At 58.3% G+C, this 4,519-nt stretch carries 3 protein-coding genes and 1 pseudogene; 1 reads left to right on the top strand and 3 read right to left on the bottom strand.

Translation table 11 applies throughout. The annotated features are described in order from the left end of the window. Positions 1-604: 604 nt before the first annotated feature. From NW852_RS11640 to NW852_RS11630, 3 genes are all read right to left on the bottom strand, one after another. Complete coding sequence (locus tag NW852_RS11640) at positions 605-1,441, bottom strand: hypothetical protein (RefSeq protein WP_414378331.1); 837 nt, start codon at positions 1,439-1,441, stop codon at positions 605-607. A gap of 224 nt (positions 1,442-1,665) precedes the next feature. Further along, positions 1,666-2,268, bottom strand: a complete 603-nt coding sequence (nrdR, locus tag NW852_RS11635; RefSeq protein ID WP_414372671.1) for a transcriptional regulator NrdR — start codon at positions 2,266-2,268, stop codon at positions 1,666-1,668. Positions 2,269-2,318: 50 nt separating this feature from the next. Next, the gene (locus tag NW852_RS11630; protein WP_414426764.1) at positions 2,319-3,884 is read right to left on the bottom strand and encodes a cryptochrome/photolyase family protein; all 1,566 of its coding nucleotides are present in this window, start codon (positions 3,882-3,884) and stop codon (positions 2,319-2,321) included. A 78-nt stretch (positions 3,885-3,962) separates the two neighbouring features. Between NW852_RS11630 and NW852_RS11625 the strand changes: the two are divergent. Beyond that, positions 3,963-4,519, top strand: a pseudogene (locus NW852_RS11625) (hypothetical protein); the annotation flags it as partial.

Genomic DNA, 4,519 nt, shown 5'->3' with positions numbered 1-4,519 from the left:
CTAGCTCGGTGCCAGGCTCTTCTCTCCACCCCAACCCCCCAACTTTTGGGGGGTTGTTGTCCCAAGGGGTAGCTCTACAGTTTCTACAGGTGTAGGGTTTGATACTCCCACCGCATAAAGGCGGGGGATTCTTACGCAGTTCAAGAACGAACTCATAAAGGCGCTATCAAGACGCCTCTAGACAGAACCTTGTGGCAAAACCTCAAGGTTTCGCTTACTTTTCTGTTCGCGTAAGCAGGACGGAGTCCTTGTAGGTTGGCTGAGACGTTATTATCTCCCAGACGCTTGCTACCAGTCGAGTCTTTCACCATGATTGGGTGCCCGCCTGGGAACGGTACGCCTTCTCAGCAAGCATACCCTTGACGAGCAGCTAAAGTTGCTTACGGGCTTTTCCGTCCCGTACTAAAGTGGGGGGGTACCAAGCTTCTATGTGGCAATACGTTCTGCGGAGATTGCGTCTTACTCTCCTCAAAAGTAGAGGATCCTATTCTGATCAGCCGCTGGGATCGCTTTTGCGCAAAACCAGTGCCCTAGGGCTGCGGCTTGAAGAATGGACCTGAAACTTGTGGAAGTCCTGTAGGTAGACGAAATTCCGCCTCCGGAACTATTGGGGTGCTTTCACAGGAGAGGGTGGTGGGTTGTTGCGCAAAAAGGGCTGTACGGCTACGAAGCCCAATCCGAAAGAGGCGACTACCAAAAGAACTGCAGCGGCCATCCACAGCACAGCGGAGCCTTGGGATCCGTGATGTTGATCGCGCACCCGTTGGTAGACGCTGGTGGAATGAACCTCGCCACCCATATTTTGCATCAACTCTTCCAAGGAGGGAATCTGATAGCCGGCACGGGGGTAAGAAGGCTCAGTAGGAGTGTCTTGACGGGGACGGGGGGGTAGAGTGGAGGGCTGAGATCGGGGCTCGAAAGAGGAAGCGGCAAAGTCAGAGTAAGAGGAAGTTGGATAGACGTTGCTAGAGAAGGGTGAAACCTCGCTGCGAGCTTGGCGTCGCTTGAGGCGATTCAAAAAATCATAGGGGGGAGAAGCTTGGTCAGGTTCTGAGGACAGGCCATCCCCTCGAAAAGGGGCTGCAGCGGCCTCTCTTTCAGGAGCAGCGGCTTGGCTTGTGTCAGCAAGCCGTATGCTGATTTGCTGTAGGCGCTTCAAGGCCTGACCCAATTGCCCCTGAAATTCTTGCGCGATGGCAGTAACTTCTCCAGACAACTGTTGATGCAGAGCGTGCAGGCGCTGATTTTCGGAAGAGAGGCGGCTCACCTGCTGACGGGCAGATTCCAGCTCTTCGGCCACTTGTTGATACACCTGGATGGGCACTGTCCCCGGCCCCGTCTCTAGTGAGGCAGGGGTGCGAAAGCTGTTGTTGCCGGGCAAGCCACTGGGGTTGCCGTTGCGAGCTCCAGAGGGGCTAGAACCCCGAAAGTCGTACTGCATAAATTGAATCGACGCGTAAGAAAGGATGAAAAACTGAGGAAGGTGGGCAGCAAGGGATCCTGAACAGACAAAGCCGCAAGGCTCACCTAGCGGTAGCGCTGAACACCGACCAGCCGGGGATATCTAGCGCTATGCTTAGTGTAGGCGGCAATTGCTAACCCAAGCATACCGCTAAGCTGTTTGGATGGGAGCCCTTTTCTGGCAGTTTTTCTCGGCGGCAAGCGCTATTTTGGGATCCCCGAGAGATTGCTCGAGGCGTCGTTTTGATCGAGGAGTTTGGGAATACCCCCCACCCAGTCTGGAGAAGCTGTGGATTCCGACTCTGAAGGGGGAGAGTTCCGCAACGGCCGCTCCAGATCTCGTCGGAGGGGGCCCTCCAACCGTTCCAACTGTTCCAGTTCAGTAACAAAGTCTTTTATACCCTGGAACTGGCGGTACACGGAGGCAAAGCGCACATAGGCAACTTCGCTCAGGCGCTGTAGGCGCTCCAGTACCATCTCGCCGATGCGTAGGGTAGTTACCTCTTGAACGTCTTCCAGTTGCAGTTTTTCTTCGATTTCGTTGACCAACTCCTCCATCTGCTTGACGCTAACTTGGGTTTTTTGGCAGGCGTGCATCACCCCTTGGAGGATCTTGTTGCGGTTAAAACTCTCCCGGGATCCATCCCGTTTAATGACCATGATGGGCATGAATTCAATGCGCTCGTAGGTGGTGAAGCGGTAGCCACAGGACATGCATTCCCGCCGCCGCCGCACGCTTTGGCCACCTTCTGCCGAACGGGACTCTAAAACGCGAATTTCTTGCTTGCCGCAGCGGGGACATTTCATGACGTGGGCTCCTTGAACCAAGTAGCACAGAAAGGGAAGGTGCTCCAATTTTAGCCAGACGGCTGGCCCAGGGAGTTGCTCCTAGGCCAGGGATCCCACCAAGCAGCAGCTTGCGCTTGGATTTGGGCTTTTAGCTCCGGCTGCAAGCGATCCAAGTGGGCCAATACCCATTTCATCCTCCCTAGGGGGGTCAAGAGGGAGCGGTGGCGCAAGAGGAAATCCCAGTAGAAGGTATTAAAGGGACAGGCGCGTTCGCCAACCTTTTCGCTGGGATTGTAGCGGCAATGGCGGCAGTAGTCACTCATTCTGCGGATGTACTGGGCAGAGGCGGCGTAGGGTTTGGTGGAAAGCATGCCCCGGTCGGCAAAAAGGCCCATGCCGATGACGTTGGGCTGCATCACCCAGTCGTAGCTGTCGATGAACACGTCGTGAAACCACGCTTCCACTGCCTGGGGTTGGATGCCGCTGATGAGCGCAAAATTGCTGAGCACCATCAGCCGCTGGATGTGGTGGGCGTAGCCGTGGCGGCGAATTTGCCCTAGGGTGTGCCGTAGGCAGGCCATGTCGGTTTCGCCCGTCCAAAAAAAGTCCGGCAGGGGGCGGTGGTGGCCAAAGAAGTTCTTCTGGGCATAGCCCTGGGGCATCTGGTATTCGTAGAAGCCGCGCAGGTATTCCCGCCAGCCCAGGATCTGACGGATGAAGCCTTCAGCGGAAGGAAGAGGGATCCCGCCGCGATGGTAGGCCTGTGCGGCGGCGGCGAGGACTTCTTGGGGGGTGAGAAGCCCTAGATTGAGGTAGGGGGAAAGGAGGGAGTGGTAGAGGAAGTCCTCCCCAGCTTGCATGGCATCTTGCCAGGGGCCGAAATGGGGCAGGCGGTGCTGGATAAAGTCTTCGAGCACCTGCAGGGCTTGGGCGCGGGTGACTGCCCAGCCAAAGCCCTCTAGGGATCCAAAGTGGTGGCCGTAACGTCGCCGCACTTTCTCCATCACCGCTTGCGTGATGGCGTCGGGAGGAAACCTCAGAGGGGGTGGGTAGCGCCGGCCAGGCTGAGGAGGCTGCCGGTTTTCCCGGTCGTAGTTCCAGCGCCCCCCCAGGGGTTGGGAGCCGTCCATGAGGAGGCGGAAGCGTCTGCGCCCTTGGCGGTAAAAGTCTTCCAGAAGCAGGCGCTTGCGGCCTGAGGCCCAGTCGATAAACTGGGAGGCTGTCCAGAGGAAGTGGTTATTTTCCACGACCAAGAGCGGGCAGGGGAGGGCGGATCTCAGCTTTTCCACCTCCGCTCGAACAGGAATGTCGGCAGGCTGCATGAGGCGGATTTGTTGTAATTGATATTGCCTGGCCCAAGCCTGCAGGGGTTCAGCAGAGTCCTCCGCTTCCACATAGGTAACGGGGTGGCCGCGCTGTTGCAATTCTTGGGCAAAGTGGCGCATGGCCGACCACACCAGCACCAACTTCTGCTGGTGATGGTTGCGGGAGCTGGCCCAAGCGTGGGACTCGATAAAAAGGATGGGGACGCGGTGGGGAGGTAGGGTTGAGAGGGAGGCAAGGGCAGCTTGCTGGGGGTGCAGTTGGTCGGGGAGGATCCAGACACCTGTGGAGCCAGAGGGTGGAACGGTCATGGGGGGGAATATCGCGGCCTCGAGGATCTCTAAGGGCAGCCCAAGTTGAGTGTAGCGCTAGGAAACAGGGCTAAGGCCATGAAGACGACCTCCAGTCGGATAGCGGCAGCAAGAGGGGGGGTGGGGATCCCCTTTCTCCCCGCCTGGGCGGGCCTGGGGATGGCGGCCCTACTGCTGTTGCTGGTTTGGAACTGGACGGATCCCCTGCCGCCAGCCTGGGATGAGGCGCAGCACCTGTTGCAGGCCCAGGCATTTGGGGATCACCTGCGCCGGTTTCGCTGGGAAGGGGTGTGGTGGCAGCAGTTTTTGCACTTAAACCAGCGCTACCCGCCTCTGGCCTATTGGCTGGGGATCCCGTTGGCCGCTTTGCACCCCTTTAGCCGTGCCGATGGGCAGTTGCTCAATTGGGTGTTGCTGGGGATCCTGACCCTGGCAACCCAGCGGCTGGGCCAGCGGATTTACCACTCTCAGGAGGTGGGCTGGTTGGCGGCAGCGCTGCTCCTCCTTTACCCAGGGATCGCGGCTCTGGCCCATGTCTACATGTTGGAGCTGCCGCTGCTGGTGGCGGTGACGCTGGCTTTTTGGGCGCTCTGGGCCTACGGGGAGGAACCGTCCTGGTGGGGGGCTTTGGGGGT

This window comes from Synechococcus sp. H60.1 (assembly GCF_047462335.1).
Lineage (GTDB): Bacteria > Cyanobacteriota > Cyanobacteriia > Thermostichales > Thermostichaceae > Thermostichus.
The sequence above is the reverse complement of the archived record's forward strand: the minus strand, read 5'-3'. Positions and strand labels throughout refer to the sequence as shown.

Excerpts from the sequence above, each read along its gene's own strand:
- nrdR (WP_414372671.1), bottom strand. The coding sequence starts at position 2,268 with ATGAAATGTCCCCGCTGCGGCAAGCAAGAAATTCGCGTTTTAGAGTCC.
- NW852_RS11640 (WP_414378331.1), bottom strand. The coding sequence starts at position 1,441 with ATGCAGTACGACTTTCGGGGTTCTAGCCCCTCTGGAGCTCGCAACGGC.
- NW852_RS11630 (WP_414426764.1), bottom strand. The coding sequence starts at position 3,884 with ATGACCGTTCCACCCTCTGGCTCCACAGGTGTCTGGATCCTCCCCGAC.